We start from the raw sequence: 26793 nt of genomic DNA on the forward strand, positions 1-26793 counted from the left end.
ATGAAAAAGGACAGGCAGCATTCCTGCCTGTCCTTATTATGTGAGGATTTGAAAGGCAAACGGTTATCTGCCTTGTCAGATCTGGTTATGAGTGAGGAGGAGCTCTATGGAAAAAGCGTTAAAGCGTTACGCACCGATTTTTATTCTTCCAACCTTTCTTGCATTTGTAATTGGATTTATCGTACCGTTTATAGAAGGCTTATATCTTTCATTCTGTAAATTTACGACGGTAGACAATGCAACATGGGTAGGACTTACAAACTATATTGCAGCAATCAAAGATACATCATTTACTGATTCCTTTAAATTTTCAGTTATGTTCTCGGTTGTCTCTATTCTGACTATCAATGTGCTTGCATTCGGACTTGCACTTCTGTTGACACAGAATCTGAGAGGAACCAACATTTTCAGAACAGTATTCTTTATGCCGAACCTGATCGGCGGTATCGTTCTTGGATATATCTGGCAGATCTTGATCAACTGTGTGCTGTCACTTACTGCTCAGCCGCTGCTTGCACTGAACAGCAAAGCCGGATACTGGGGCATGATCATCCTGATGTGCTGGCAGCAGATTGGATATATGATGATCATCTATATTGCAGGACTGCAGAATGTGCCGGATTCTTTGATTGAGGCGGCTAAGATCGATGGTGCTACGAACCTTCAGACACTGATTAAGATCAAAGTACCGATGGTTATGTCATCCATTACTATTTGTGTATTCCTGACATTGACAAACTCATTCAAATTGTTCGACCAGAACCTCGCACTCACCGGCGGTGATCCGAACCATACAACAGAAATGCTGGCACTCAACATTTACCAGACTTTCTATGCGCGTTCCGGTATGCAGTGGAAGGGTTATGGACAGGCAAAGGCAGTTATTTTCTGTCTTATCGTAATTGTTATTTCGTTTGCTCAGCTTAGAGCAACCCGTTCAAAGGAGGTGCAGCAGTAATGGATAAAAAAAGAAAGCCGGGTAGTATGATATGGACCATTATTTTGGGAATCGCTTCTGTTCTCTGGATATATCCTGTTGTCATGATTCTTTTAAATTCTCTGAAAAAAGAATCTGCAATCAGTACAGCTGCTGCGTTCAAACTCCCTACGGCAGACTCTTTTACAGGTATTGCAAACTATATTGATGCGATTGCATCCAAGGGATTCCTGAGCAGTTTGGGATTCAGTACATTTATCACCATCACCTCTGTTACGGCAATTCTGATCTGCTGTTCTATGTGTGCATGGTATATCACCCGTGTAAAAGGCGTGATTTCACAGGTATTATATTACCTGTTCGTATTCTCAATGGTAGTCCCGTTCCAGATGGTTATGTTTACACTGTCTCAGACAGCAGATAAACTGAAGCTGAACACTCCGTGGAATATCTGGATTATTTATCTGGGATTTGGTGCAGGACTTGCAGTATTCATGTTCTGTGGATTTGTAAAATCAATCCCGATCGAAGTAGAAGAGGCTGCTATGATCGACGGATGCAATCCGCTTCAGACCTTCTTCCTGATCGACGTACATATACTGAAACCGACGATGATCTCTGTTGGTATTCTGGAAGCTATGTGGGTATGGAATGATTATTTGCTTCCGACATTGGTTCTTGATATCAAGAAATATAAGACTATTCCGATGCTGATCCAGTACTTCAGAGGAAGTTACGGTAAAGTGGAAATGGGACCGATGATGGCAAGCATCATGCTTACTGTCATTCCGATCATCATTGTATACCTGGCAGGACAGAAGTATATCATCAAAGGTGTTGCTGCCGGTGCGGTAAAAGGCTAATCAGGCTAACATATTATAAATCGAAAAGAAAGCGATTTCTGGAAACGGGAACCGTTTTCTTTTTGTTGTGCGCCTGGCGGCGCACGTTTCTAACGGGTGAAAGTCCCGAATCCGCCCGGCAGTGGGAAGGATATAGCCGAAGGCAAGGGCGCTAAAACAAGAAATGTTGCGATCATGGAAAAAACGTGCAAACACCTGAAATCCTACCTTCATAAATTCCATACAGAAGATAATCCGGAAGAATTTCTTTTTTATATAGATCGCAAAGGAATACGGTCACAAATGTCAATCGACAACGTGGAGAAATTTGTTGCACGTTATGGAAAAAAGGCACAAGAGACTTCAACAGATGTGCCAGAGCATTTATATCCCCATATGTGGAGACATTCACGTGCGATGCATTTGTATAGGAATGGTATGCCACTCCCATTGGTGGCCGAATGGCTTGGACATGCAAAAATGGATACAACAAGGCGTTTTTATGCAAATGCTGATACCACGATGAAAAAAGAGACTATTGAAAAGGCGACATCAGACTTTTATTCTCTCTTCTCCAATGAATATGACGTTGACTGGGAAGATGATGAAGACCTCATGAAAAAGCTTTATGGCTTAAAGTAATTATTATCCCGACTTTTTACTTTAGTATCTTTTAAAATACGGCATTTCAGATGGTTTATCGGAATAAATAGAAAGTCGGGATAAGTGGTGTGAGAGGTCGGAATATCTCAAATAAGAGAAATTCCTCCTACTCGATTGTATTACAATGTGAAAATTTAATGCGGTAAAATGTTAAAATGTCACAAAAAAAATTGATATATCCGAAAAAAATATATAAAATGAACAAAAACAATTGACATTGCCGTAAGGGAAAGGTTTAGTATGGGATATAGAGACATTATATAGATAGAGCGTGTTTATAGAAAATGTAAAAACTGGAAAGGGAGTGATGCCATGGACAATACATTTGTTCATCCGTATATGCCGAATAGTGTTCCTGAGATCAAAGAGGAAATGTTGAAGGAAATTGGTGTAGAGAAAATCGAGGATATATACAGGAGCATTATCCCTAATGAACTTATTTACAAAGGAAGATTGGATTTACCTGAACCGATTCAAAGTGAGTATGAACTGAAAAGACATGTGCTTGGTATTCTTAATAAGAATGCAACGACAGAAGAGTACACCAGTTTTCTCGGTGCGGGATGCTATAAACATCAAATTCCGGCAATTTGTGATGAATTAAACTCGCGGGGAGAATTCCTGACTGCTTACTGCGGCGATACGTATTCGGATCATGGCAAGATGCAGGCAATTTTCGAATATGCGAGTATGATGGGAGAACTGTTGGATGCAGATGCGGTAAGCTATACAACCTATGATGCGGGACAGTCAGTTGTCTCGTCTATGCGAATTGCACTTCGTGTGCAGGAGGCACGAAACACTCCGAAAGATGTGGTGTTGGTTCCAGCTACAATGAATCCTGAAATTCTGTCACAGGCAAAGGAGTATTGTAGAAATGTTGCGCAGATCAGAAAAGTTGCATATGATCCGGCAACGGGACTCATGGATATGAGGAATCTTGAAGACAAGCTGAAAGAGGGCAATGTTGGAGCTGTGTTTTATGAAAATCCTTCCTATCTTGGATTCTTTGAGACACAGGGACAGGAGATTGCAGAGCTGGCGCATGAATACGGAGCGCTTTGTATAGCGCAGCCTGAGGTGTCGGCCCTTGGTATTATGGAAAGTCCCATGAACCAGGGAGCAGACCTTGTATGTGGTGATATACAGCCTTTGGGAATGCACATACAGTTTGGTGGCGGTCAGGCAGGATTTATTGCATGTCGGCAGGATGTGGAGCTTCTGCAGCAATTCCCAACATATATGTATGGAATAGCAGAAACAGACAAAGTGGATACTTTTGGTTGGGGACGTGCGATGAATTATCGAAGCTCCCATGGAAGTCGCGAAAAAGCAAAAGAGTACTTTGGAACAGAGACAGGTCTGTGGGGCATAACAGCAGGCATTTATCTTGCAAGCATGGGACCGCAAGGAATGTATGAATTGGGAGAAACGATTATACAGAATGTGAATTATGCTGTCTTGAAATTATCAGATATCCCTGGTATTAAAGCAAATGTATTTGGAGGAAGCAATTTCCAGGAATTTGTTATAGATTTTACCGAGACAGGAAAAACAGTAAAAGAAATCAATAAGACTCTGCTTGAGGAACATATTTTTGGAGGAAAGGATTTAAGCCAGGATTTTGAAGAATTAGGACAGAGTGCATTGTACTGTGTATCTGAACTGACAACAGCAGATGAGATTGAGCATCTGGCAGAAGCACTGAGAACGATTGTAGCAGGAGGGTCAGAACATGGGAAGGTTTAAGAAAAATAGAGATTTTCACGAAGCACGATGGGATGAGCCTATTATTATGGAGCTTGGAAATCCGGGAGAACGAGGTGTGCTTGTGCCGAAAGCTTCTGAACGTGTGGTACAGGTAACAGGAACTGTGGAGAACCTTCTTCCGGCGAATCTTAAGAGAAAGAAAGCACCAAAGCTGCCTGAAATGTCACAAATGCAAGTGCTGCGCCATTATATGAGACTCTCACAGGAAACAATTGGTACAGATATTAATATCGATATCGGGTTGGGGACATGCACCATGAAGTATAGTCCCAAGATTAATGAACAGTTTGTGCGCTCGGAAAAACTGACTGAGGTCCATCCATATCAGGATGAAAGTACGATTCAAGGAATTCTTGAAATCATGTACAAGGATGAACAGTACTTGAAAGCAATTTCAGGAATGGATAGAGTAAGCCTTCAGCCAGGAGGGGGAACGCAGGCGATTTTTGCCAATGTAGAAACAATCCGTGCATTTCATGAAGCCAACGGTGAAGGGGAACAGAGAAACGAGATTATTACAACCATCTTATCACATCCGGGAAATCCAGGAGCTGCGGCAACATTAGGATATAAAGTCATTACACTTTATCCGGATGAGAATGGAGTACCGGATATTGAAGCTTTAAAGGCTGCAGTGTCAGAACATACAGCGGCACTGATGATTACAAATCCAGAGGATACAGGTATTTTTAACGATAAAATTAGAGAGTTTGTGGATATTGTTCATAGCGTAGGAGGATTGTGTGTTTATGACCAGGCGAACTTAAATGGATTGTTTGGTATTACAAGAGCGCGGGATGCCGGATTTGATATGTGCCATTATAACTTGCATAAGTCCTTTTCTTCTCCACATGGCTGCCAGGGGCCTGCAGCAGGAGCGCAATGTGTCTGTGAAAAGCTGGCTAAGTTCGTAGCAACCCCGACTGTAGAATATGATGGAGAAAGATACTATTTCGATTATCAGAGACCGGAAAGCATAGGAAAGTTGAGGAAATACTTTGGCGTTCCGGCAGTTTTGGTTCGTACATATGCTTATATAAGAACGCTGGGCCCGGATGGAATAAAACAGATTGGAGAACTGGCTATTTTGAATAATAACTATATGCTAAAGAAGCTTTTAAAAATCGACGGGTTATCAATGCCGTTTGCGGAAGGAAAATTCCGTGTGGAGCAGGCCAGATTGAGCTGGGAACAGTTGACAAAGGATACAGGAGTTACAACCGATGATATTTGCAGAAGAATTGTAGATTATGGTTTTCAGGATTATTTTGCAAGTCATCATCCGAGAATTATTCCGGAACCATTTACTCCGGAACCAGTTGAAACCTATTCAAAAGATGATATAGATGAATTTGTAGAAGCATTTGCTTCAATTGCAAAGGAGGCTTATGAGGAACCGGAACTTGTGAAGACAGCTCCGCATAAGGCCGCTCTTAGTGATCAGATTCATGAAGAATATCTGACTGAATGGGGAAAATTTGCAACAACTTGGCGTGCATATGTCAAGTACATAAAAAAATAAGGAAGGAGGGAGAAAAATGATTTTTGATGGACATGGTGATATATGGACAGACGTTACCTGCCATGTTATGGATCATGGAGAAAGGGATATTTTTCGTAAATATCACTTAAACAAGTTCCGGGAAGGACATGTAACAGGAGGGATTTTTGTGATTTGGATCGATCCGCCAAATGACAAAGATCCGGCAGCAAGATCAAAACAGATTGTAACCAGTATCAAACAGGAAATGGTTGATGCGGCAGATATTCTGAACTTTGTCACAAAATTTGAAGATTTTGAAAAAGGAACAAAGGCAGGAAAGATTAATGTGGTTACCGGTATGGAAGGATTGAGTCAGATTGGGGAAGATATTGATCAAATTGACTACTTCTATCATGAAGTCGGTGTAAGACATGCTATGCTGACGTGGAATGAAGCAAATGCTCTGGCTACAGGATGGCCGGTTGATGTGAATCGGGGACTTACCGATGTTGGTAAGAAAGCAGTAAAAAGAATCCAGGATCTGGGTATGGTCATGGATGTATCACATCTGAATGACAAATGTTTCTGGGGAGTTATTGATCTGGCGCAGGGACCGATTATTGCATCACATTCTAATGCACGAGCAGTATGCCCTGCTATGAGAAATCTAACAGATGACATGTTAAAAGCAATTGCTGGCACGAACGGACTGGTTGGCATGAACAGTATGAGAGAGTTCATTGCAGAAGAGTATGAGAAGCAGGATGTTGAGCATTTGGCTGATCATATAGAGTATATCGCGGATCTGATTGGTATTGAGCATATTGGACTTGGGTTTGATTTTGACGATTATCTTGGCGGAGAAACGCTTAGTTCTTTCAGCGGACATCTTGATTCACCAAGCGGAAAAGGTATTTCCAATGAGGCTGAAGCAAAGAACATACTGGAAGTATTGAGAAAACGTGGATATAGTCAGGAACAGCTCGAAGCAGTTGCTTACAAGAATTTTTATCGTGTTTTCAAAGAAGTATGGAAATAGGATAGAGGAAAAAGGAAGGTAGAGGTTTATGAGTACATTAATTAGTGCGGATAATACATGGGCGTTGTTTGCAATTTTAGTAGTAATCGCAGCGTTGGCAATCTGGATGGAACAGAGATTTAAATGGGCATCTAAAGTGACAGGATGTGTGATTGCTTTGATTGGAGCGATGATTCTTTCAAACTTCAGAATTATTCCGGTAGACGCACCGGCTTATGATTTTGTATGGTCTTATGTAGTGCCATTGGCAGTACCACTGCTTCTTTTCAAAGCAAATATTAAGAAAATCTGGAAAGAAAGCGGAAGAATGCTAGCAATTTATTTGATTAGTGGTGTAGGTACTGTTATAGGCGGATTCCTCGCATATTATATTTTCAAAGGGAAAATTGACGAATTGCATGCAATTGCAGCTATGATGGTTGGTACTTACACGGGAGGAAGTGTTAACCTGGCAGCAATGAAAGCAGCATTTAGTGCAAGCGATACAACATCTGCAGCAGCAGTTGTTGCGGACAACCTTTTAATGGCATTGTATTTCTTTGTATTGATTGCAATTCCTACGATGCAGTTCTTCCTGAAGAAATACAAACATCCATATATTGACGAGATTGAAGCAAGAACTCAGAAAGGTGATAATGAGAATCAGGCAGCCAACTTCTGGAAGGCGAAACCGGTTGCACTTCTTGATATTGCGGAAGCCCTGGCAGTATCATTTGCAATCGTTGCAGTATCAACAGCACTTGCTGATTTTATCTCTTCAGTTATCCCGACAACAAATTTTGCACTTGCATTGCTGAATGGGCTAATTGGTAATAAATACCTGATCATGACAACTCTTACAATGATAGTGGCAACTGCAATGCCGGATTTCATCGGAGAAATCGCAGGAGCACAGGAAATTGGTACATTCCTGATCCATATTTTCTTTACAGTTATCGGAGTCCCGGCTTCTATTTATCTTATTATTACAGAAGCTCCATTGCTGCTTGTATTCTGCGCAATCATCGTAGGTATGAACATGATTTTCTCACTTGTATTTGGTAAGATCTTCAAGTTCAGTATTGAGGAAATCTGTGTTGCTTCTAATGCCAATGTCGGAGGCCCTACAACGGCAGCTGCCTATGCAATTGCAAAAGGATGGCAGTCTATGGTGGTTCCGTCTCTTCTGGTCGGTACGCTTGGATACGTAATTGGTAATTACTATGGAATTTTTGTTGGGACTTTCCTTGGAAGGTAATTGGGTGTAGAAAAATAGATATATAGTGTTACTTAAGGACAATAAACACAGCTTTGGGGGTGCGTTTATTGTCCGCTTAGAAAGAGGAGAATGACTTATTGGATAGAGACGAAAGTAAATATAGTATTGGCGAAATAGCAAAAATATGTAATGTGACAAAGAAACAATTGCGCTATTACGATGAAAAAGACATCGTGAGCCCTTTCTATAAAGACGAACAGACCGGTTACCGCTATTACAGTGAAACACAGATTGAAGAAATTCTACTGATTAAAGAGCTGAAGAAGACAGATTTGCCTTTGGTTGATATTGCAGAAATTCTAAAAGAACGAAATATTCCATTGCTCCGGAAAAAGATGGAGCGGCAAATGGAGTTGGCAAAGCTAGATTTATTAGAGGCAATGAACAGATATGATCAGACGGTTCAGACATTCATGAGGGCAAGCGAAACGGTTGAGGCACTTGATCGGATGAATTATACGAAACAAAATTTGCACAAGTTTGAAGTTGTGACATTTCCAAAAACAAAAGTAGCTTATACAAGATATGTCAGTTATTGGAATGCGAACAGCTTGTTTATTGGAAGACGGGCGGAATTGTATCGAATGATTGATGAGTATCGGCTGACAACAACGGGGAACTTGACTGCAATCTTCCATGGCGGTTATATGAAACAGTTTAGCGAGAAAGAGGAGGACATGAATGGAGATTTGGAAGTCTTCTTTGGAATCGCTGACAGCAAAGATTGTGTATCTTGCAGATATATACCAGAATTTCAGGCTATTACAACACTGCATGTGGGATGTTATCCGAGCCTGAAAGAATGCTATGAAGAATTGGAAATATGGGCGAAAGACAATGGATATGAGGTAGAGAAGTGTTCATTTGAAGATTATATATGCGGAGTGACAATGACGAATGATCAGAGAAAATATGTAACACGGGTTTATGTTCCGCTTAAAGGAAGCATCATTTAATATATCTATAAGAACATAAAATTTGACACATGGTACATTAAAAACTACCATGTGTCAAATTTTGATCTATAGAGGGTTAGTTGTTCGGCATATCTTCAATACGATAAACAGTGGATTCTGTGTCGCTGAAGTGGATCTTATAATATCCACAGAGATAGTGATCCGTTTCCTGATCGCCGGTATCCACTAGCATTGCGCGCCCTTTGAGACTAATGAGTTTACTCTTGGTGACTGCCAGACAAATATTCTCTTTTCTCACGCGGGAAAGAATTACAGGACTGATCTGTTGGTTCCCACGTCCGAATACAAAACCGGCACCACCGATACAGGTAACGATAATCCTGATTTTTTCTGTATGTTCTGTGAGATCTTTTAGTGCATTTTCATCGGCATCTTTATGGATGAGTTTTCCGTTCAAAATGGCATCTACACCGATAAGTGTTCCAGCACCGCATAATCTTTGTTTGATTTGGTAGGTTGTACTTCCCGGACCTATTATGTATAGAGTATCTTTGGCTACTGAAGAGGCAAAATAATCGGCTAGGATTTCTGCTTCTTCAGGTAAAGAAACAAAAGCAGCTTTAGGACCCTGAAGTTTTTGGCCTTCATTAATCATTTGAAGATATCCATAAAGATGAGGGCTGATGTGAGGTTGTCCGAGCAAAATTTCATCAATATCCATAACTTCTCTCAGTTCTTGTCTCAAAGGTTTCCCTATAATATAGTTCCTAAGAAGTCCTCCTGCAATAGAAGGATTAACTGCAAAACATCCGGAATACATTTTGACACCGGCGGGGATCCCGATTACCGGTTTCTGTAGCCCAATCACATTGCAAAGATCTCTGGCGGTGCCATCTCCGCCACAAAATATGATTAAATCCACATCATTTTCCAGAAAAAGCTTCAGGCAGTCCAGTGTGTCTGAACGTGAAGTGATAAGTTTTGCAGAACAGATTTCCTGATATGGGATTCCAAGTTCTGTAAGAATATTTCCACCCATTTCTCCTGCCGGTGCATACAGTATACAATCTTGCTTGATATCAAGAATATGCCGCAGACATTCTCTCGCTCTTATGGCAGAGCATTTTTGATAACCATTTTGCAGTGCGTGTTCCAAATGCTCCCTGCAGTCACTGCCTTTGTAACCGGCCTTTCCTCCAAGACCTGCAATTGGATTTATGATAAGTCCAATTTTCGCTTTCATAGATCGCAATCTCCTTTTATCATAAGAATGTGACGATGAACTGTGATGCCAGGACAATCAGTACGAGTGTTACTGGATAGGTTGATGCATATGAAGAAGCCACATCATCCGTACCGGAGGAGCGTATCAGTACACCAAGTGCAGGCGTGCTTGTCATCCCGCCTGTGAGAGAACCCAGATTGTCCAGGAGACACAAGTTTACAACATGTTTCGCAAATAAAAATCCGATGATGAGAGGCAGAAGCGTCATAAGTGCTCCGTAAATAAACAATATCATTCCATATTTGTGAATGATATCTACAAATCCGGAACCACCGGGTACACCGGCACCGATCAGGAACATCATCAATCCGAATTCACGAAATGATTCTAAAAAACCATGAGAAAGCTTCATGCTCAGCGAACCTGCATGGCCGAAATGTCCAAAGAGCAATCCCATAAGAAGAGCACCGCCGGTATTACCGAGTGAGAAGGTGGCACCTCCCGGAAGTGGAATGGAGATTTTCCCAAGAAGAATGCCACAAATAATAGCAAGGGTAAACGCGCATAGACCGAGAGAGTCTATTTCGGTGTATTTCTTTTTTCTTTTCTTTTTCTTTCGCTGAGTTGACAATTAATTTTGCTCTTTCCTCCACCAGATTTACCCTCAAAATTTTGGGGATGAGTTGGACAAAAAGGACAACACCAACTACTCCAAAAGGATATCCGATGGCATAGCCTACGGTAACTTCATTCAGAAGCACTTCATTGGCTCTGACAACATCTTGCGCTGCTGCAAAACCAGGTGTTGTCGTTAAAGCACCAGAAAGAATACCTACAGCCATAGCAGAATCAATATTTGTCAAAGAGATAACTGCAATACAGATGATGCTGCCGATCCCTATGACCACAAAGGCGAGACAAACATAGGATTTGGCATTTCTCTTCAGATTGCAGAAAAAGTTTGGACCGGCTATGAAGCCGACTGAAGTCACAAAGCAGAGAAGCCCCATATTCTGGACCATGGACATAGTGAGCCTCAGGGCTGCATTATCAATAGTAATAAGACCGATTTCATGAAGAAGAGACTGATCTGCATATCCGAAATGACCAAATACGAGGGCTGCAAGGAAAACACCGGCAGCACCCAGACCAACTCCTTTTATTTTAATGTTGCCGATCATAAATCCGGCGAATGCAATGGCGAACACAATAAATAGTGAGTTGCTGTAGCAAGAAACAAGAATTGCATTCAGGTAATTCATTGCTTATTTCCCCCTTCTCTTTTTATGGTAAAGGGTGCCCGAAGAGGAATGTCAATAGATAATTTGAAAATAACTAAAAGAAATTGTACCCGCCTTGACAAATCCGTAAATTTAAGTTAGTATTACTCCATGACGAAATATTTAAATGCTGTGATAGGAAGAAGTAGTTTCTGACAAGACTCAAACAGAAAGTTACCGGTTGATGAGAGGTGCAGGAAGAGTCAGAGATGAATACATCCTGGAGCATCACACCGAACGCAGAGAGAAGAGAACAGGTAAGTAGGCTGTGACGGAATGGCGGACGTTATACCGCTGCAGTGATGGATGCGATGGCAGAGTCACTCACGGAGGCATACAGCGCGAGCTGCATGTGAAATAAGGTGGTACCACGGGATTATTCCCCGCCCTTACAGAAAAAAAGTAAGGACGGGGCTTTTTTTCGCAAAACAAAAATTGATTAAATAATTTTTGAAAGAGAGGATAACGAAAATGGGAATTTATGAAGAACTTCAGGCGAGAGGACTAATCGCCCAGGTAACTGATGAACCGCTGATCCGCGATTTGGTAAATAACGGAAAGGCAACATTTTACATCGGATTTGATCCGACTGCAGACAGTCTGCATGTAGGGCATTTCATGGCGCTCTGCCTGATGAAACGTCTGCAGGAAGCCGGTAACAGACCGATCGCTCTGATCGGAGGCGGTACAGCTATGATCGGAGATCCGTCAGGACGTACGGATATGCGTCAGATGATGACGGAGGAAACGATTCAGCATAATTGTGAATGCTTCAAGAAACAGATGAGCCGTTTTATCGATTTCTCGGATGGAAAGGCATTGATGGTAAATAATGCGGACTGGCTTCTGGATCTGAATTATGTAGAAGTGCTGCGTGAAGTCGGTGCGCATTTCTCCGTAAACCGTATGCTTTCTGCGGAATGCTATAAGCAGAGAATGGAACGCGGACTGAGCTTCCTGGAATTTAACTACATGATCATGCAGAGTTATGATTTCTACATGCTGTTCCAGAAATACGGATGTAATCTTCAGTTCGGAGGAGATGACCAGTGGAGCAACATGCTCGGCGGTACGGAGCTGATCCGCCGTAAACTCGGAAAAGATGCAAGCGCCATGACAATCACGCTTCTTCTGAATTCCGAAGGCAAGAAGATGGGCAAGACACAGTCCGGTGCAGTCTGGCTTGACCCGAATAAGACTTCTCCGTTTGAATTCTACCAGTACTGGAGAAATGTGGCAGACGCGGATGTGTTAAAATGCCTGCGTATGCTTACGTTCCTTCCGCTGGAGCAGATTGATGAGATGGACAAATGGGAAGGCGCCCAGCTGAATAAGGCCAAAGAAATCCTTGCTTATGAACTGACAAAACTGGTTCATGGCGAAGAAGAAGCCGAGAAGGCACAGCAGGGAGCACGTGCGCTGTTCAGCTCCGGAAATGCAGCAGATATGCCGACAGCAGAGCTGACTGAGGAAGATTTTACAGACGGGAAGATCGACATCCTGACCCTCCTTCATAAGAGCGGTTTGGTCCCTTCCAAATCTGAGGCGCGCCGTGCCGTTCAGCAGGGCGGTGCAGCGGTGGACGGTGAGAAAGTTACAGACATCGCAGCAACATTTGCCAGAGAAGAATTTGACGGAGACGGAAAAGTCTTGAGACGCGGTAAAAAGAATTTCCGTAAAGTAGTGAACAAAGCGTAAGTAATATCGGACTGGAGGCATACGTGATGAGTTTTAGAGAAATAAAACCGGAAGAACTGAAAGAAAATCCATTCGATCTGATCGGAAAACAGTGGATGCTGATCACGGCGGGCGATGAGACGAAATGCAATACGATGACTGCAAGCTGGGGAGGCGTCGGAATCATGTGGGGAAAACCGACTGCGACAGCCTATATCCGTGATTCCCGTTTTACCAAAGAATTTGTGGATGGAAGCGAGTATTACACCTTATCATTTTTTGAGGAAACATACAGGCCGGCACTGAATCTCTGCGGAAAGGTTTCCGGAAGAGATACGGACAAGATGAAAGATGCGGGACTGACTCCGTACTATATAGACGGAACGTCAGCGATTGCGGAGGCACGTCTGATCTTTGTCTGCCGTAAGGTGTTCCATCAGAGAATGGGAGAAGAAAACTTTGATGATCGCAAGAATCTGGAAAAATGGTATCCGGATCGCGATATGCATACGATGTATATGGGCGAAATTGTCAAAGTACTCGTAAAAGAGGATTAATGCTATGGGTAGATGGAAGCAGAACATCACGGTCGTTCTTGCATCTGCTTCACCCAGAAGAACGGAACTTCTGGGACAGGCGGGGATTCGTCATGTAGTCATCCCATCAAGCTGTGAGGAGACGATCAGCTCTGTGGTGCCGGAAGAGGTTGTCATGGAGCTCTCTGCGCAGAAAGCAGAAGACGTCTACGCAGGCTATGAGAAAGAGCATCCGGATGAAGAATTTGTCGTGATTGGTGCGGATACCGTTGTGGCATCCGGTAAAGAGATCCTTGGCAAGCCGAAAAGTGAGGAAGACGCATACCACATGATCTCCCTGCTCCAGAACCGGACGCATCAGGTATATACCGGAGTGACACTTCTGGCGAAAACGAATGAAGGACAGAAGAAGAATACATTTTTTGAATGCAGTCACGTGGCGGTGTATCCGATGGAGGAGGAAGAAATCCGTGACTATATTGGAACCGGAGAACCTATGGATAAAGCAGGCGCGTATGGGATTCAGGGCGGTTTCGCAATCTACATTCGGGGAATAGAGGGGGACTACAACAATATTGTCGGACTTCCGATCGCCAGAGTGTATCAGGAACTGAAAAAAATGGAAATATGATCGTATGACTGGATGAAAAATGTAAGCAACAAGGAGAAAAATACGATGAAGAAGAAATGGTGGCATGGAAAAACAGCATATCAGATTTACCCGAAAAGCTTTATGGACAGCAACGGAGACGGGATCGGTGACATCCGGGGAATTATCGGTAAACTGGACTATCTGAAAGATCTGGGCGTGGATATCATCTGGCTGTCCCCGATCTATCAGTCTCCGTTTGTAGATCAGGGATATGACATATCCGATTATTATGCTATTGACCCGGCATTTGGAACGATGGAAGACATGGACGAACTGCTTGAGGAAGCAAAAAAACGCGATATGTACATCGTCATGGATCTGGTTGTAAATCATTGCTCAGATCAGCATGAATGGTTTCAAAAGGCACTTCAGGATCCGTATGGAGAATACGGAAAATATTTCTATATCAGAGAAGGAAAAGACGGGCAACCGCCCTGCAACTGGCGCTCCTATTTCGGAGGCAGTGTCTGGGAAAAACTTCCGGGATATGAGAATCTGTTTTATCTTCATATGTTCGCGAAAGAACAGCCGGATCTGAACTGGGAGAACCCGAAGCTGCGGGAAGAAATCTATAAAATGATCCGCTGGTGGATGGAAAAAGGCTTGGCCGGTTTCCGGTTGGATGCAATTATCAATATTAAGAAAGATCTTCGTTTCCAGGATTTCCCGGCTGACCGTGAAGACGGAATGTGCAGCGCAGCGCTGATGCTCCAAAATGCGCAGGGGGTTCATGAATTTCTTCAGGAGATGAAAGAAAAAGCCTTTGCGCCGTATCAGGCATTCACGATAGGAGAGCTTTTTGATTTTCGCGAGGAAGAAATGGAGAAATATATCGGAGAGAACGGCTGTTTTGAATCCATATTTGATTTTGCGCCGCATTTAATTGGCGGAAATCAAAAGGGATGGTATGCCTGTGAGCCGGTGGACCCGGATGCATACCGGGATACGGTGATGAGAAGTAAACTTACGTCGCAAAAAACAGGACTGATGGCGAATATCATCGAGAATCATGATGAGCCTCGCGGGGTAAGCCGTTATATTCCGGAAGGAGAAGTGACGGAAATCAGCAAGAAAATGCTGGCAGGACTTATGATGATGACTTATGGCCTTCCGTTTCTCTATCAGGGACAGGAAATCGGTATGACAAATACCCGTTTCGAAAGCATTTCCGATATCAATGATATCAGCACGATCGAAGAATATCGCCTTGCCAGAGAGCAGGGCTATGACGAGCGGGAAGCACTGGATATCGTTGCGAAATTCAGTCGCGATAATGCCCGCACACCGATGCAGTGGGATGACACTGAGCACGCAGGATTTACCGATGGTACGCCGTGGCTTAAAGAAAATCCGAATTATAAGGAAATCAATGTGGCCGACCAGGAAGGAAGAGAAGGATCTGTTCTCGAATTTTATAAAGAAATGATTCGTCTCCGCAAAGATCCGGAATATGGTAATACCGTTGTGTATGGAGAGATGATACCTGCATATGAAGGCGAAAAGAGACTTTTTGCTTTCTATAGAAAGGATGAAGACCATACATTGCTGGTAGCTTCCAACTATCAGAACGAAGAGCGGACCATACCGATGGAGTTTGACAGCAAAAAAATCCTGGTCAATAATTATCCGGAGGATAATATCGAGAAAAGAGTCCTGAAGGTGAAAGACGGCTGGCTGCTGACACTGAAGCCGTATCAGTTCATTGTGGCAGAACTCTGACCGGAAAATAGCTGACTATAAAAATATAATACAGACAGAAGGACAGAAGGTTTTTGCACCAACTGTCCTTTTATCTTGTCATGCATATTCAAAAATGATCTGTTGAATCTTTTGGAGTTGAATTCCTATTTTGCTAAGAAGGGATTCGTTATTTTAGATATTTCACGCTGTAAGGAGGCATCTCCAGATGTCCGTTCATCTCAATGACTTCGCCGGTCAGCAGATCGGTCATCGTTCCGCCAAGCTCCCCATTCTGTGCGGTGTACGGTGCATCGGAGGCGTTGATTGCAACCAGCATGCGTTCGGAATCCGTTTTGCGTTCAAAAACAAGCTGGTGGTTGGTGAGGACAACATTGCGATAGGTTCCGTTACAAAGCGCATCACTGCCTGTGCGAATATGAATCAATTCCTTGATCAATTCCGTCAGTTCATTCGGCTTCGGCTCTTCAAAACATGGACGAAGTGCATAATCATTATTCGGAGCCTTGACGCCCTCTTCTCCCCATTCGCTGCCATAATAAATACACGGAACTCCAGGCATTCCGAGGAGAAGACCGTAAGCCAGCGGAAGATGGTTCTTATTGGTCAGAATGCTGGCGATTCGTGTTACATCATGATTATCGACAAAGGACATCAGATGCTTTCCGCGGTAAATGCACCACTGTTCCGGACCGTACTGGCGATTCAGAGAATGAGCGATCTCGAACATATTCATACTGTTGAAACTGGAGTAGATTCCTTTGTAGCACTCATAATTCGTACAACTGTGGAGCATTTCATCATTTACGATCAGATTATAATCGCCGAACAATACCTCGCCGATCAGAGCAAAATCCGGTTTCAGTTCCTGGCAGAAGCTGCGCAGGCGTTTCATAAAATTGCGCTCCAGACTGTAGGCAACATCGAGCCGCAGTCCGTCGATATCGAATTCTTCCACCCAGCCCTTCACGCATTCCAGAAGGTAATCGACAACAGCCGGATTGTAGAGATTCAGTTTGACCAGTTCATAGTGCCCTTCCCAGCCTTCATACCAGAAGCCGTCATTATAGGCGGAATTACCGTCAAAATTGATGCAGAACCAGTCTTTGTAGGGAGAATCCCATTTCTTCTCCTGCACATCCTTAAAAGCCCAGAAACCGCGCCCTACATGGTTGAATACACCGTCCAGAACAATCTTCACATTATGTGCATGCAGATCCTTGCAGACCTCTGCAAAATCCTCGTTTGTCCCAAGGCGACAGTCGATTTTTTTGAAATCGCGGGTATCATATCCATGATTGTCCGATTCAAATATCGGGTTCAATAATATAGAAGAAACACCAAGTTCCTGCAGATAACTGCTCCATTCTTTCAACTTCAAAATTCTCGGAACTACGTTGCCGTCATTGGAAGTCGGCGCTCCGGTAAATCCAATCGGATAGATTTGATAAAAAATGCCTTCATAAGCCCACATGTGTCAGTACCTCGTTTCTTGTATTTTTGTGTGGTTTCATATGTGCTTATTATACCATAGGAACAGATGACCGGGCTACTGTAAAATTTCTGTGATTGTATATACGATAACGAATTGTGCGGGGAGTCGAAAAAAATAAGGAATAAATCAAAAAAACAGTTGACATGGAAAAGGCACCATAATATAATAATAAAGTATGACACGAGGAAGAGACAATTTACACCAAAGCCCCGGAGTGGATTGTTTTCCAATAGAATCTACAATGAAAATAATTAGTAAAAATGGAAATTCATAGGAGGTCAACCAATGAAAACTTACATGGCTAATCCAGATAAGATTGAGAGAAAATGGTATGTAGTTGACGCTGAAGGACAGACACTCGGACGTCTTTCTGCAGAGATCGCAAAAGTTTTAAGAGGAAAAAATAAACCGGTATTCACACCGCACATTGATACAGGCGATTACGTAGTAGTTGTAAACGCTGCAAAAGTAAAAGTAACTGGTAAGAAATTAGACCAGAAAGTATACTATCATCATTCAGACTATGTAGGTGGAATGAAAGAAACTACATTAAGAGAAATGATGGCTAAGAAGCCGGAAGCAGTTATTGAGATGGCTGTTAAGGGAATGCTCCCGAAGGGACCTTTAGGAAGAACTATGATTAAGAAACTTCATGTATATGCAGGACCAGAGCATGAACAGCAGGCACAGAAGCCGGAAGTTTTAACATTTTAGTTGAAGGTGTGAAAGGAGGATATTACAATGGCTAATGCTAAATTCTACGGAACAGGAAGAAGAAAAAAATCTATCGCAAGAGTATACCTTGTACCGGGTACAGGTAAGATCACAATCAATAAAAGAGACATCGACGAATATTTCGGACTGGAAACTTTAAAAGTTGTAGTTCGTCAGCCGCTGGTTGCAACTGAGACAGCTGATAAATTTGATGTATTAGTAAATGTACACGGTGGTGGATATACAGGACAGGCTGGTGCAATCCGTCACGGTATTTCAAGAGCTCTGCTTGAAGCAGATGCTGATTACAGACCGGTTCTGAAAGCAGCTGGATACTTAACACGTGATCCACGTATGAAAGAACGTAAGAAATACGGTCTCAAGGCAGCCCGTCGCGCTCCGCAGTTCAGCAAGCGATAATCTACAGCTTAATAATGCTAAAAAAGCCCGGAAATACGCCATTTTCCGGGCTTTTTCTATGCCTGAAATCGCCTGATTCCGATGGTGAAATTTGAGGAAATTTGACTTCAAATTAACCCATTTTGATGGGTTTACCATGGGTTTACGGCCTATTTTTGAGCCTAATGGGTGGGAAAATGGGTTTACAGAAGGCCATTTTGGAGGGGAAATTAGCCCCATATCCTTGACAGATTTTCGGCAAAAATCCGGCTGAAACGGAATGAAAAACAGTGTCAGGTTCGTTTGGCGAGTTCTGACGAATTCTGCAAAAATTTAATATCAGGTATCCTGTTACATAGAGCCTTGGCTCATTCTTTGAAAACGAGAATGGGTCGAGGCTCTATTTTTTTCGCCCGAAATCCGGCGAGACAAATTTGAGCAGGAGGTAACAGGTATGACGGATTTCAATCAGAAGATCCATGACACCGATGTGGGCAGTCATGGCGGACAGTCAAGGCAGATGATGGAGGTGTTTGAGAACCAGGAGTTTGGTTTGATCCGCGTGTTGCAAGAGGCGGGCAAGACCTTCTTCTGTGCAAGCGATGTGGCGAAAGCGTTGGGGTATGTGAATCCCTACGCCGCAGTGAAACGCCATTGCAGAGGCCCCCTAACGAAACGCGAGGGGGTCGTTCAGAAGGTGAATCAGTATGGAGATGCTGGAGAGCAGGTCGTTGAAATCTCCTTTATCACAGAAGGCGATGTTTACCGGCTGATCGTTCACAGCAAGCTGCCATCGGCAGAACGATTTGAACACTGGGTGTTTGATGAAGTTCTTCCTTCCATTCGCAAGCATGGTGTGTATATGAGCGATTCCATTTTGGATCAGGTGATTCAGCATCCGGAGGTCATCTACACACTGGCACAGGAGCTTGTAGCCGAGAGGGAGCAGCTTGAGGGTATCCGCAAACAGCTGGATGCGGCACAGCCCAAGGCAGACTACTTCGACACCTTTGTAAATTCGGAAGATTGCACCTGCATCCGGAATTTCTGTAAGGAAATCGGAATCCCAGAGAAGACGGCAGTAGCTCTCTTACTGGATCACCGCTATCTGTACCGCAGTCCAAGCGGCTGGCTGATGCCTTTTGCAGACAAATCTGCAAGGGGCTATTTTATTGTCCGGGATTGCTACGGCAGAAGCGGAAAACTGGTGCAGCAGACGAGAGTGACCTGCAAGGGAAAGAATCATCTCTTCAAGTTGTTTAAGAAATGGGGTGTGATCGAATGACGCTTTTTACAGAGGGACGCCTTCAGGCGTTTGAACGCATGATGCAGGATACCGGCAAATACCATCGACGGGAGGACAGCGAAGATCGTCCGCGCAAATGTCCGAAGAAAAAAACGGAGCCTGCGAAAAAGGATGGTGAGCACCATGCCGGTATTCAGGGTTGAGAAAAACAGCAATTACACAACGATGTGCAATTACCACCTGCGGGATCAGGGTCTCAGCCTGAAAGGAAAAGGACTTCTCTCTATGCTGCTTAGTTTACCGGACACATGGAACTATTCGGTACGGGGATTATCTTCGATTACACCGGATGGCGTAGATGGGGTGCTTACAGCTCTGAAAGAACTGGAACGTCTTGGATATCTGGAAAGGAACCAGCAGCGTGAGAGTAACGGTCGGATGGGCAGAGCGGAGTATGTGATCTATGAGATGCCAAGGAAAAAGCCGTGTTCGGAATCACCGTGTACGGAAAAGCCGTATACGGTAAATCCGGATACGGACACACCGGTTACGGAAAATCCCGCGCAATTAAGTACTAATAGAACAAGTACTGAAACAATCAATAAAAGAGAGAAGAAGGAAATCCAGCACCGGTATGGCTCATACGAAAATGTCCTTCTCTCTGACACGGAATACGGCAAGCTCCGGCAGGAGTTCCCAGGAGATTATCAGATGCGGGTGGAACGGCTCTCTGAGTATATGGCTTCCACCGGCAGGAGCTACAAAAATCACCTTGCCACAATCCGGAGCTGGGCAAAGAGAGAAAAGCCGAAGTATAACCCGGCAGACTACACATTTGAGGAAGGAGACAGCCTATGAGCGACATGGTGCCTGAAGTATTGAATGCGGCGTTGGATTCGCTCTTTACGCCGAAAGAACCCGGAGAGCAGGAATACCAGGGCGTGGACGGACTGCTGTATTGCCGGAACTGTCATACTCCGGTGCAGTGCAGGGTAAAGCTCTGGGGCAGAGACAAGATTGTTCCCTGCCTTTGCAGATGCCAGCAGGAAGCGATGGCGGAAAAGAAACGCCAGGATGAACTGGTGGAGCGGCAGCGTAAAATCAGGCAGCTGAAAGCAACTGGGATTCAGGAAAAGCATCTTCTGGAATGGAATTTTGGCGTTGCAGAAGACAACAAGGACATCCAGATGGCAAAACGTTATGTGGAGCAGTGGAAAAAGGTCAAGGCTGAAAACCTTGGCCTTTTGTTATGGGGAGAAGTCGGAACCGGAAAGTCCTTTGTGGCGGCATGTATAGCAAATGCGCTGCTGGATCAGGGCATTCCGGTTTTGATGACGAACTTCTCCAAAATCCTGAACCAGATGGGTGCCATGTATTCGGAAGAACGATACCAGTATATCGCTTCGTTTTCCAACTATTCTTTGCTGATTCTGGATGATCTGGGAATTGAGCGCAGCACCGAATATGCGCTGGAGCAGGTCTACGCTGTCATTGATGAGCGGTATAAGTCCGGGCTTCCGGTCATTATCACAACCAATCTGAAAATTGCAGAAATCCGCAATCCGCAGGATGTGGCATACGCCCGGATTTACAGCAGGATTCTGGAAATGTGTACGCCGGTGCGAATCAGCGGAGAGGACCGCAGAAAGAGCATTGGAAAAGAAAAACAGCAGGTCGTTAAGGAGGTACTTGATCTATGAAGTGCAAGGCAAAAAAGGCGTTTTTCGCAGGTAAGAATGACATCTATCACCGCTGGAAGGAGGTTAAGAATCTGAATGGCAAAAGCAAAAACCAGTATTACAACAGAAAACCGCAGTGGCTCAGCTGCCGACGCTGCGGCTAAGGAGCAGCGGACGGAGATGCCGCTTTCTGACCTGCATCCTTTTGAAGGGCATCCCTTTAAGGTGCTGGACGATGAGCTGATGGAACAGACTGTGGAGAGCATCAAGCAGATTGGTGTGGTATCACCGCTGATTGTTCGGCCTGACCCGGAAGGCGGATTTGAAATTCTTTCGGGACACCGCAGACTTCATGCGGCGCAGCTGGCAGGATTGGAGACAGTGCCGGTCATCGTTAATGAAATGGACGATGATGCGGCAATCATTTTCATGGTGGACAGCAACTTGCAGCGGGAAAATATCCTTCCCAGCGAGAGAGCGTTTTCCTACAAGATGAAGTTGGAGGCAATGAAGCATCAGGCAGGAAGGCCATCGAAAGAAAACGATTCCCAACTTGGAAATAATTTTGGAAAACTGTCGAGCGAGGAAATGGCGGAAGAACTTGGCACAAGTAAAAATCAGATTTTTCGCTATATTCGCCTTACAAACCTGATTCCCGAAATTTTGGATATGGTGGATGAGAAGAAAATCGCCTTCAATCCGGCAGTAGAGCTTTCCTATCTGAAACCGTCTGAACAGAAAGAATTTCTGGAAGCAATGGACTATGCACAGGCATCTCCATCCCTGTCGCAGGCACAGCGGTTGAAAAAACTCTCGCAGGAGGGCGGCTGCACCTTGGATGCCATGTGTGAAGTGATGAATGAAATCAAAAAGGATGAGCTTGACCATGTGACGATTAAAAACGAGGTTCTTCGGAAGTATTTCCCAAAATCCTATACACCGAAGCAGATGCAGGACACGATTATCCGGCTGCTGGAAAAGTGGCAGCGAAGTAAACAACGAGACATGGAACGATAAGAAGGAGATTATTATGATGATGAACTTTAAGAAGAATCAGAACAACGCAGTGTGCAGCATGGACTGCAAGAATTGCCCGAACGGTGCATCGCAGCCGAATCCGATGGATGATCCCATGTTTGAGAAGTCCATTGCGATGCTTCATAACTGGGTGATGCTGGAGGCAATCCGTGAAGATCACCCGAAGGAACGCATTGTGATGGTGATCCTGCCGGGGGCTGGCGGCGAACTTCTGACCGAGGCTGGCAGTCGAGACATCTTTGAGGATGTTTACGATGAGATGGAGGCTGATCTGGTGGCAGATGGGGAACTGCTTCTCCATTATGATAAGAGCGATGTGATCGAGACTGACAGAACCCGCTATCTGTTGGGAGCTGCGGAGGTTTCGGAAATCGACCAGAACGGCAACGAATGCAGCATCAATCTGTTTACGCTGGAACGCACCATCGACTATGTGAACGAGAACCTGACGGTGGTTTCCATTGGCGGCGAGTTGGTTCCGGCACTGCGCCTGATCTAAGGAGGTGCCTATGAAGAAATTTGATGTGGAGATTACAGAGACTCTCCAGAGAAAGGTTTCCGTGGAAGCTGCCTCACAGGAAGATGCGGAACGCATGGTGACGCAGGCGTGGAACAATCAGGACTATGTTCTGGATTCCGGCGATTTCACCGGTGTGGATTTCAAGACTGTTGGAGAACATGAATTGGCAGAGACCAGGACAATGGATGTGCTGCTGGTACAGCCCAATGCCTATCCGAAGAAAATCAGTGTTGGCACGGAGCTGGAAGATTTGCAGGCCATGGTCGGCGGCGATATTGAAGTCACCTATCCATTTGAGGATGAAGTGGCCATTATTCTGAATGAATCCGGCAAAATCAATGGTCTGCCGCTGAACCGTGCGATTTACACCGAAGACGGGGATATGCAGGACATTTATGCCGGTGATTTTCTGGTGGTAGGGCTGACAGAGGATGACTTTGGTTCTCTGACTTCGGAGCAGATGCAGAAATTTGAGGAACAGTTCCATCAGCCCCAGATGTTCGTTCGTATGGGTCGCAGCATCATGGCGATTCCGGTTCCGGATGACATGGTGAAGAAGATGGAGGAAAAGGCTGCAAAGCCCCAAGAAAAGAGCAAACCTGCACCGGACCGGGATAGTTTGTAAGGAAGGAGGCGGAGATTCATGCAGGAAGAAGTTGAAAATCGTACCGTCAATCTGGCAATCAGCACCACGAAATTGACCTTTCGCACCATCGTGAATGGCTATAATGCGTGGAAACGGCACCATCAGGCAAAGGTGGCTCAGAAAACAGCGCAGCTGCCGGTTGGAAAGCAGAGCATCAAAGAACTGATCGGTCAGAATCAGGGAGTCAGCAGTATCCCCATTGAGAAAACGGATTTGAAAGGCTTTGAACAGGTGGCACGGAAATATGGTGTGGATTATGCCATTACGAAAGACCAAAATGTAATGCCACCCAAGTACACGGTGTTCTTTAAGGCGAAGGATGCGGATGCACTGACTTCCGCTTTTGAGGAATTCACCAACCGAAAGCTGAAAACAAAGGAAAAACCGAGTGTTCTGGAGCAGCTTAACAAGCTCAAAGAGCTGGTTGCTGCAATTCTTCCGGATAAGGTTCGCCACAAAAGTCAGGAGCGTGATCTATGAGTAATAAGACAAAGAAGCAGCTGCTCCTGAACCTGCCGTACTTCATTGCCGGTCTTGTATGTACCAATCTGGGAGAAGCGTGGAGAATTGCCGAGGGCGCAGACATGTCTGAAAAGCTCCTCGGCTTTCTTTCTGCCCTGGGTGCAGCCTTTTCCAATCCGATGCCAAGTCTGCATCCGATGGATTTGTTGATTGGTGTGTGCTGCGGAGCGGGTCTGCGGCTTGCTGTGTACCTGAAAGGCAAAAATGCCAAGAAATATCGCCATGGCATGGAGTATGGCTCTGCTCGTTGGGGTACGCAGAAAGACATCGAACCGTTTGAAGATCCAGTGTTTGCAAACAATGTGATTCTGACCCGGACGGAGCGGCTGATGATGGGCAACCGCCCGAAGAATCCGGCAAATGCCCGAAACAAAAACGTGCTGGTGGTGGGCGGCTCCGGCAGCGGCAAGACCCGGTTTTGGCTTAAACCCAATCTTTTACAATGCCACAGTTCCTATGTGGTCACTGACCCGAAAGGCGATATCGTAATCGACTGCGGCCAAGCCCTTTTAAAGAACGGATACAGTATCCGGATTTTCAATACTATCAATTTCAGAAAGTCGATGCATTATAATCCCTTCGCATATATTCACAGCGAAAAGGATATTTTGAAGCTGACCACAACGCTCATTGCCAACACCAAAGGGGACGGCAAGGCCGGTGACGAATTCTGGACGAAGGCAGAGACCTTGCTGTATTGTGCTTTGATTGGTTATATCCACTATGAGGCACCGCTGGAAGAGCAGAACTTTGCAACGCTGATTGAATTCCTGAATGCGATGGAAGTACGCGAGGATGATGAAACCTTTCAGAATCCAGTGGATCAGATGTTTGAAGCTCTGAAAAAGAAAAAACCGAACCACTTTGCTGTCCGCCAATATGCCAAGTTCAAGCTGGCGGCGGGCAAGACCTTAAAGTCGATTCTGGTGAGCTGCGGCGCACGTCTTGCTCCCTTCGATATTGAGGAAGTCCGTGATATCACTATGTACGATGAGCTGTCGCTGGATACGGTGGGAGATAAGAAAACGGCTCTGTTCCTCATTATGAGCGATACAGACCCGACTTTTAATTTCCTGATTTCCATGATTTACACACAGCTGTTTAACCTGCTGTGCGAAAAAGCGGATGATGTTTACGGCGGCAGACTGCCGGTGCATGTGCGCTGCCTGATTGATGAGTGTGCGAACATTGGTCAGATTCCGAATCTGGAAAAGCTGGTAGCCACCATCCGATCAAGAGAAATCTCGGCGTGTCTGGTGCTTCAGGCACAGAGCCAGTTGAAGGCAATCTACAAGGACAATGCCGATACCATCATCGGCAATATGGATTCCCGTATTTTTCTTGGCGGTTCGGAGCCGACTACGCTGAAAGAGCTGAATCAGGCACTGGGGAAAGAAACGATTGATCTGTACAACACTTCCGATACCAGAGGTAATAGCCCATCCTACGGCACCAATTACCAAAAAGTCGGGCATGACCTGGCCTCGGTGGATGAACTGTCTGTGTTGGATGGCGGTAAGTGCATTTTGCAGCTGCGCGGTGTGAGACCGTTCAAGTCAGATAAATATGATCTGACCCAGCATCCGAACTACAAGCTCACTGCCGGTGCTGATAAGAAAAACACGTTCAGCATCGAGGCGTTTCTTGACCATCGGCTGAAACTCAAGCCCGGTGATAAGTACGAAGTGGTTGATGCAGATCATGCCAAGTAAGTTCGTTCCGGTGACGAAGATGTCATAGGTGTGCTGTTGGCAACAGAATAAGAAGGGGCGGCGAGCTGCCGCCTCTTTACATAGCCAGGTTTCTGATTGGGATTGGAAATCTGGCTATATGTTTGCCCATTTGCAGGTGCACATGCAGATGGAAAATCACTATTCATCAGCCCACAAGGGCGCATCGTACAAGGAGGTACACATTTATGGCATTTTTCAATAGCGCAGTAACCGTTCTTCAGACTCTCGTTATCGCACTGGGTGCCGGTCTCGGTATCTGGGGAGCCATCAACCTGCTGGAAGGCTACGGCAACGACAACCCTGGTGCAAAGTCTCAGGGCATGAAGCAGCTGATGGCTGGCGGCGGCGTGGCACTGATCGGCACGACTCTGGTGCCGCTGCTTTCTGGACTTTTTGGTTAAACAGAAAGCATACGAGGTTGGAATTCTGATGAGGGCGGCGGTGAGCCGCCCTTTTACATAGCCAGGTTTCTGATGGAAATTGGAGACCTGGCTATTTTTTTGCCCTTTTGCAGGTGCACATGCAGGGGGATATTCACTATTCATCAGCCCATTAGGGCGCATCGTACAAGGAGGTACACATTTATGGCATTTTTCAACAGCGCAGTAACCGTTCTTCAAACTCTCGTCATTGCACTGGGTGCTGGTCTCGGTATCTGGGGAGCAATCAACCTGCTGGAGGGCTACGGCAACGACAACCCCGGTGCCAAGTCTCAGGGCATGAAGCAGCTGATGGCTGGCGGCGGCGTGGCACTGATCGGCACGACTCTGGTTCCACTGCTTTCCGGTCTGTTCGGTTAAGCGAAAGCTGTCGGAGCGAAGATT

29 protein-coding genes are annotated in these 26793 nt (G+C 44.8%); 25 read left to right on the top strand and 4 right to left on the bottom strand.

Annotated elements, in window-relative coordinates; translation table 11 throughout:
• Positions 1 to 106: 106 nt before the first annotated feature.
• From ACTNB3_RS07205 to ACTNB3_RS07240, 8 genes are all read left to right on the top strand, one after another.
• Positions 107 to 958, top strand: coding sequence for a carbohydrate ABC transporter permease (locus ACTNB3_RS07205; RefSeq protein ID WP_427806961.1), 852 nt, complete (start codon positions 107 to 109; stop codon positions 956 to 958).
• A complete protein-coding gene (locus tag ACTNB3_RS07210; RefSeq protein ID WP_427806962.1) occupies positions 958 to 1800 on the top strand; it encodes a carbohydrate ABC transporter permease in 843 nt (280 codons plus the stop codon). Before ACTNB3_RS07205 ends, ACTNB3_RS07210 begins: the two co-directional genes overlap by 1 nt.
• Before the next feature lie 174 nt (positions 1801 to 1974).
• Positions 1975 to 2421 (top strand): tyrosine-type recombinase/integrase, encoded by a 447-nt coding sequence (locus ACTNB3_RS07215; RefSeq protein WP_441024901.1) that lies wholly within the window; start codon positions 1975 to 1977, stop codon positions 2419 to 2421.
• A 333-nt stretch (positions 2422 to 2754) separates the two neighbouring features.
• Entirely contained in the window at positions 2755 to 4191 is a 1437-nt protein-coding gene (gcvPA, locus tag ACTNB3_RS07220) for an aminomethyl-transferring glycine dehydrogenase subunit GcvPA (RefSeq protein WP_441024902.1), read from the top strand.
• Positions 4178 to 5734 (top strand): aminomethyl-transferring glycine dehydrogenase subunit GcvPB, encoded by a 1557-nt coding sequence (gene gcvPB, locus ACTNB3_RS07225; protein WP_441024903.1) that lies wholly within the window; start codon positions 4178 to 4180, stop codon positions 5732 to 5734. The genes gcvPA and gcvPB overlap by 14 nt, the downstream gene beginning before the upstream one ends.
• A 16-nt stretch (positions 5735 to 5750) precedes the next feature.
• Positions 5751 to 6734, top strand: a complete 984-nt coding sequence (locus ACTNB3_RS07230) for a dipeptidase (protein WP_441024905.1) — start codon at positions 5751 to 5753, stop codon at positions 6732 to 6734.
• 28 nt (positions 6735 to 6762) lie between these two features.
• Complete coding sequence (locus ACTNB3_RS07235) at positions 6763 to 7971, top strand: DUF819 family protein (protein ID WP_441024906.1); 1209 nt, start codon at positions 6763 to 6765, stop codon at positions 7969 to 7971.
• 98 nt (positions 7972 to 8069) lie between these two features.
• Positions 8070 to 8948 carry a MerR family transcriptional regulator gene (locus ACTNB3_RS07240; RefSeq protein ID WP_441024907.1) on the top strand — a complete coding sequence of 293 codons (879 nt, stop codon included), beginning with the start codon at positions 8070 to 8072 and terminating at the stop codon, positions 8946 to 8948.
• A gap of 76 nt (positions 8949 to 9024) precedes the next feature.
• Here ACTNB3_RS07240 and ACTNB3_RS07245 read toward each other — a convergent pair whose 3' ends face one another.
• From ACTNB3_RS07245 to ACTNB3_RS07255, 3 genes are read right to left on the bottom strand one after another with little or no spacing between them, the layout of a single operon-like run.
• On the bottom strand, positions 9025 to 10152 hold the full coding sequence (locus ACTNB3_RS07245; RefSeq protein ID WP_441024908.1) for an ATP-NAD kinase family protein: 1128 nt from the start codon (positions 10150 to 10152) through the stop codon (positions 9025 to 9027).
• A gap of 19 nt (positions 10153 to 10171) precedes the next feature.
• A complete protein-coding gene (locus ACTNB3_RS07250) occupies positions 10172 to 10717 on the bottom strand; it encodes a hypothetical protein (RefSeq protein ID WP_441024959.1) in 546 nt (181 codons plus the stop codon).
• Positions 10611 to 11396: a hypothetical protein gene (locus ACTNB3_RS07255; protein WP_441024910.1), complete on the bottom strand. Its 786-nt coding sequence runs from the start codon at positions 11394 to 11396 to the stop codon at positions 10611 to 10613. The genes ACTNB3_RS07250 and ACTNB3_RS07255 overlap by 107 nt, the downstream gene beginning before the upstream one ends.
• Before the next feature lie 489 nt (positions 11397 to 11885).
• Between ACTNB3_RS07255 and tyrS the strand changes: the two genes are divergently transcribed.
• From tyrS to ACTNB3_RS07275, 4 genes are read left to right on the top strand one after another with little or no spacing between them, the layout of a single operon-like run.
• Positions 11886 to 13112, top strand: coding sequence for a tyrosine--tRNA ligase (tyrS, locus tag ACTNB3_RS07260; RefSeq protein WP_427806963.1), 1227 nt, complete (start codon positions 11886 to 11888; stop codon positions 13110 to 13112).
• Positions 13113 to 13138: 26 nt separating this feature from the next.
• Positions 13139 to 13648 carry a flavin reductase gene (locus ACTNB3_RS07265; protein ID WP_441024912.1) on the top strand — a complete coding sequence of 170 codons (510 nt, stop codon included), beginning with the start codon at positions 13139 to 13141 and terminating at the stop codon, positions 13646 to 13648.
• Between the two features lie 4 nt (positions 13649 to 13652).
• Positions 13653 to 14258, top strand: coding sequence for a Maf family protein (locus tag ACTNB3_RS07270; RefSeq protein WP_427806965.1), 606 nt, complete (start codon positions 13653 to 13655; stop codon positions 14256 to 14258).
• A gap of 45 nt (positions 14259 to 14303) precedes the next feature.
• Positions 14304 to 15998 (top strand): glycoside hydrolase family 13 protein, encoded by a 1695-nt coding sequence (locus ACTNB3_RS07275; protein WP_441018375.1) that lies wholly within the window; start codon positions 14304 to 14306, stop codon positions 15996 to 15998.
• Positions 15999 to 16146: 148 nt separating this feature from the next.
• Here the strand turns inward: ACTNB3_RS07275 and ACTNB3_RS07280 are convergent, their stop codons facing one another.
• A complete protein-coding gene (locus ACTNB3_RS07280) occupies positions 16147 to 17451 on the bottom strand; it encodes an alpha-amylase family glycosyl hydrolase (RefSeq protein ID WP_427806967.1) in 1305 nt (434 codons plus the stop codon).
• 306 nt (positions 17452 to 17757) lie between these two features.
• On the opposite strand from ACTNB3_RS07280, the gene rplM reads away from it, so the two are divergent.
• The 13 genes from rplM to ACTNB3_RS07345 all read left to right on the top strand — a co-directional run bounded on the left by rplM (position 17758) and on the right by ACTNB3_RS07345 (position 26769).
• Entirely contained in the window at positions 17758 to 18186 is a 429-nt protein-coding gene (gene rplM, locus ACTNB3_RS07285) for a 50S ribosomal protein L13 (RefSeq protein ID WP_427806968.1), read from the top strand.
• Positions 18187 to 18213: 27 nt separating this feature from the next.
• Positions 18214 to 18606: a 30S ribosomal protein S9 gene (gene rpsI / locus ACTNB3_RS07290; RefSeq protein ID WP_427806969.1), complete on the top strand. Its 393-nt coding sequence runs from the start codon at positions 18214 to 18216 to the stop codon at positions 18604 to 18606.
• A 433-nt stretch (positions 18607 to 19039) separates the two neighbouring features.
• Complete coding sequence (locus ACTNB3_RS07295) at positions 19040 to 19870, top strand: phage antirepressor KilAC domain-containing protein (RefSeq protein ID WP_441024914.1); 831 nt, start codon at positions 19040 to 19042, stop codon at positions 19868 to 19870.
• Positions 19867 to 20034 carry a hypothetical protein gene (locus tag ACTNB3_RS07300; RefSeq protein ID WP_002576412.1) on the top strand — a complete coding sequence of 56 codons (168 nt, stop codon included), beginning with the start codon at positions 19867 to 19869 and terminating at the stop codon, positions 20032 to 20034. Before ACTNB3_RS07295 ends, ACTNB3_RS07300 begins: the two co-directional genes overlap by 4 nt.
• Positions 20015 to 20689 carry a helix-turn-helix domain-containing protein gene (locus tag ACTNB3_RS07305; protein WP_097772875.1) on the top strand — a complete coding sequence of 225 codons (675 nt, stop codon included), beginning with the start codon at positions 20015 to 20017 and terminating at the stop codon, positions 20687 to 20689. Before ACTNB3_RS07300 ends, ACTNB3_RS07305 begins: the two co-directional genes overlap by 20 nt.
• The gene (locus ACTNB3_RS07310; RefSeq protein WP_441024916.1) at positions 20686 to 21531 is read left to right on the top strand and encodes an ATP-binding protein; all 846 of its coding nucleotides are present in this window, start codon (positions 20686 to 20688) and stop codon (positions 21529 to 21531) included. The genes ACTNB3_RS07305 and ACTNB3_RS07310 overlap by 4 nt, the downstream gene beginning before the upstream one ends.
• A gap of 75 nt (positions 21532 to 21606) precedes the next feature.
• On the top strand, positions 21607 to 22527 hold the full coding sequence (locus tag ACTNB3_RS07315; RefSeq protein ID WP_158358127.1) for a ParB/RepB/Spo0J family partition protein: 921 nt from the start codon (positions 21607 to 21609) through the stop codon (positions 22525 to 22527).
• 13 nt (positions 22528 to 22540) lie between these two features.
• Positions 22541 to 23047 carry a hypothetical protein gene (locus ACTNB3_RS07320; RefSeq protein ID WP_158358129.1) on the top strand — a complete coding sequence of 169 codons (507 nt, stop codon included), beginning with the start codon at positions 22541 to 22543 and terminating at the stop codon, positions 23045 to 23047.
• A gap of 10 nt (positions 23048 to 23057) precedes the next feature.
• Positions 23058 to 23693: a DUF3846 domain-containing protein gene (locus ACTNB3_RS07325; protein WP_002576407.1), complete on the top strand. Its 636-nt coding sequence runs from the start codon at positions 23058 to 23060 to the stop codon at positions 23691 to 23693.
• 18 nt (positions 23694 to 23711) lie between these two features.
• Positions 23712 to 24194, top strand: coding sequence for a PcfB family protein (locus ACTNB3_RS07330; RefSeq protein ID WP_097772871.1), 483 nt, complete (start codon positions 23712 to 23714; stop codon positions 24192 to 24194).
• Positions 24191 to 25948: a VirD4-like conjugal transfer protein, CD1115 family gene (locus ACTNB3_RS07335; protein WP_097772870.1), complete on the top strand. Its 1758-nt coding sequence runs from the start codon at positions 24191 to 24193 to the stop codon at positions 25946 to 25948. The genes ACTNB3_RS07330 and ACTNB3_RS07335 overlap by 4 nt, the downstream gene beginning before the upstream one ends.
• A 206-nt stretch (positions 25949 to 26154) precedes the next feature.
• On the top strand, positions 26155 to 26370 hold the full coding sequence (locus ACTNB3_RS07340) for a Maff2 family mobile element protein (protein WP_002576404.1): 216 nt from the start codon (positions 26155 to 26157) through the stop codon (positions 26368 to 26370).
• Between the two features lie 183 nt (positions 26371 to 26553).
• Positions 26554 to 26769: a Maff2 family mobile element protein gene (locus tag ACTNB3_RS07345; protein ID WP_002576404.1), complete on the top strand. Its 216-nt coding sequence runs from the start codon at positions 26554 to 26556 to the stop codon at positions 26767 to 26769.
• Positions 26770 to 26793: the final 24 nt, after the last annotated feature.

This window comes from Bariatricus sp. HCP28S3_D3 (genome assembly GCF_052065755.1).
Classification (GTDB): domain Bacteria; phylum Bacillota; class Clostridia; order Lachnospirales; family Lachnospiraceae; genus Allocoprococcus.

Coding starts and splice junctions, on each gene's coding strand:
- ACTNB3_RS07315 (WP_158358127.1), top strand. CDS start 21,607: ATGGCAAAAGCAAAAACCAGTATTACAACAGAAAACCGCAGTGGCTCA.
- rplM (WP_427806968.1), top strand. CDS start 17,758: ATGAAAACTTACATGGCTAATCCAGATAAGATTGAGAGAAAATGGTAT.
- ACTNB3_RS07205 (WP_427806961.1), top strand. CDS start 107: ATGGAAAAAGCGTTAAAGCGTTACGCACCGATTTTTATTCTTCCAACC.
- ACTNB3_RS07300 (WP_002576412.1), top strand. CDS start 19,867: ATGACGCTTTTTACAGAGGGACGCCTTCAGGCGTTTGAACGCATGATG.
- ACTNB3_RS07335 (WP_097772870.1), top strand. CDS start 24,191: ATGAGTAATAAGACAAAGAAGCAGCTGCTCCTGAACCTGCCGTACTTC.
- tyrS (WP_427806963.1), top strand. CDS start 11,886: ATGGGAATTTATGAAGAACTTCAGGCGAGAGGACTAATCGCCCAGGTA.
- ACTNB3_RS07270 (WP_427806965.1), top strand. CDS start 13,653: ATGGGTAGATGGAAGCAGAACATCACGGTCGTTCTTGCATCTGCTTCA.
- ACTNB3_RS07245 (WP_441024908.1), bottom strand. CDS start 10,152: ATGAAAGCGAAAATTGGACTTATCATAAATCCAATTGCAGGTCTTGGA.
- ACTNB3_RS07345 (WP_002576404.1), top strand. CDS start 26,554: ATGGCATTTTTCAACAGCGCAGTAACCGTTCTTCAAACTCTCGTCATT.
- rpsI (WP_427806969.1), top strand. CDS start 18,214: ATGGCTAATGCTAAATTCTACGGAACAGGAAGAAGAAAAAAATCTATC.
- ACTNB3_RS07235 (WP_441024906.1), top strand. CDS start 6,763: ATGAGTACATTAATTAGTGCGGATAATACATGGGCGTTGTTTGCAATT.
- ACTNB3_RS07310 (WP_441024916.1), top strand. CDS start 20,686: ATGAGCGACATGGTGCCTGAAGTATTGAATGCGGCGTTGGATTCGCTC.
- ACTNB3_RS07265 (WP_441024912.1), top strand. CDS start 13,139: ATGAGTTTTAGAGAAATAAAACCGGAAGAACTGAAAGAAAATCCATTC.
- ACTNB3_RS07340 (WP_002576404.1), top strand. CDS start 26,155: ATGGCATTTTTCAATAGCGCAGTAACCGTTCTTCAGACTCTCGTTATC.
- ACTNB3_RS07325 (WP_002576407.1), top strand. CDS start 23,058: ATGAAGAAATTTGATGTGGAGATTACAGAGACTCTCCAGAGAAAGGTT.
- ACTNB3_RS07210 (WP_427806962.1), top strand. CDS start 958: ATGGATAAAAAAAGAAAGCCGGGTAGTATGATATGGACCATTATTTTG.
- ACTNB3_RS07255 (WP_441024910.1), bottom strand. CDS start 11,396: ATGAATTACCTGAATGCAATTCTTGTTTCTTGCTACAGCAACTCACTA.
- gcvPB (WP_441024903.1), top strand. CDS start 4,178: ATGGGAAGGTTTAAGAAAAATAGAGATTTTCACGAAGCACGATGGGAT.
- ACTNB3_RS07295 (WP_441024914.1), top strand. CDS start 19,040: ATGACGGATTTCAATCAGAAGATCCATGACACCGATGTGGGCAGTCAT.
- ACTNB3_RS07305 (WP_097772875.1), top strand. CDS start 20,015: ATGCCGGTATTCAGGGTTGAGAAAAACAGCAATTACACAACGATGTGC.
- ACTNB3_RS07320 (WP_158358129.1), top strand. CDS start 22,541: ATGATGATGAACTTTAAGAAGAATCAGAACAACGCAGTGTGCAGCATG.
- ACTNB3_RS07230 (WP_441024905.1), top strand. CDS start 5,751: ATGATTTTTGATGGACATGGTGATATATGGACAGACGTTACCTGCCAT.
- ACTNB3_RS07280 (WP_427806967.1), bottom strand. CDS start 17,451: ATGTGGGCTTATGAAGGCATTTTTTATCAAATCTATCCGATTGGATTT.
- ACTNB3_RS07215 (WP_441024901.1), top strand. CDS start 1,975: ATGGAAAAAACGTGCAAACACCTGAAATCCTACCTTCATAAATTCCAT.
- ACTNB3_RS07330 (WP_097772871.1), top strand. CDS start 23,712: ATGCAGGAAGAAGTTGAAAATCGTACCGTCAATCTGGCAATCAGCACC.
- ACTNB3_RS07275 (WP_441018375.1), top strand. CDS start 14,304: ATGAAGAAGAAATGGTGGCATGGAAAAACAGCATATCAGATTTACCCG.
- gcvPA (WP_441024902.1), top strand. CDS start 2,755: ATGGACAATACATTTGTTCATCCGTATATGCCGAATAGTGTTCCTGAG.